We start from the raw sequence: 502 nt of genomic DNA, 5'->3' as shown, positions 1-502 counted from the left end.
TTGGAAACTCACATGATTTAATAGATAAAAATACTATCGAAATAGACGAGGAAGGACTAGTTTTTGGCGATTTGTACTGCACTGGAAAATTGATGCTCAAAAGCAATGTTTACGGTTCTGTTTATACTAATAGATTTTTCTTAAAAACAGCTTCATCAAATTACGAAAATATGATCAGTGATATTGAAATAAATACAGACAAACGCCCTGCTTATTTTATCTCGATTCCACTATTTAATACTCGAAAAACAACTTATGGTGTTATCAAAAAAATATTATGAACTCCCTGCCAATTCTCTATTAGAGTCCGTTATTGCATTAACTATAATTTCAATTTGTTTGTATTTTGCCATCATGATTTTTGCATCTGTTTACACACCAAAAACATCGGCCAAATTTTATAGCACTCAAAATAAAGTCAACGAACTTTTTTATTTATCCGAATTAAAAAATGACTCGATTTCGAACGAAAATGAAAACGAAAATCTAATTATAAATGAAG

At 29.5% G+C, this 502-nt stretch carries 1 protein-coding gene and 1 pseudogene; both read left to right on the top strand.

Going from position 1 to position 502, the window contains the following annotated elements:
* Positions 1–281: pseudogene (locus tag ACHRWY_RS27565) on the top strand (hypothetical protein); the annotation flags it as partial.
* Positions 256–502 (top strand): hypothetical protein (locus tag ACHRWY_RS27560; protein ID WP_395359226.1); only part of this gene is annotated, 247 nt, incomplete at its 3' end. The pseudogene ACHRWY_RS27565 and the gene ACHRWY_RS27560, both read left to right, overlap by 26 nt.

Source organism: Flavobacterium sp. FlaQc-48, from assembly GCF_044007335.1.
Lineage (GTDB): Bacteria > Bacteroidota > Bacteroidia > Flavobacteriales > Flavobacteriaceae > Flavobacterium.
The sequence above is the reverse complement of the archived record's forward strand: the minus strand, read 5'-3'. Positions and strand labels throughout refer to the sequence as shown.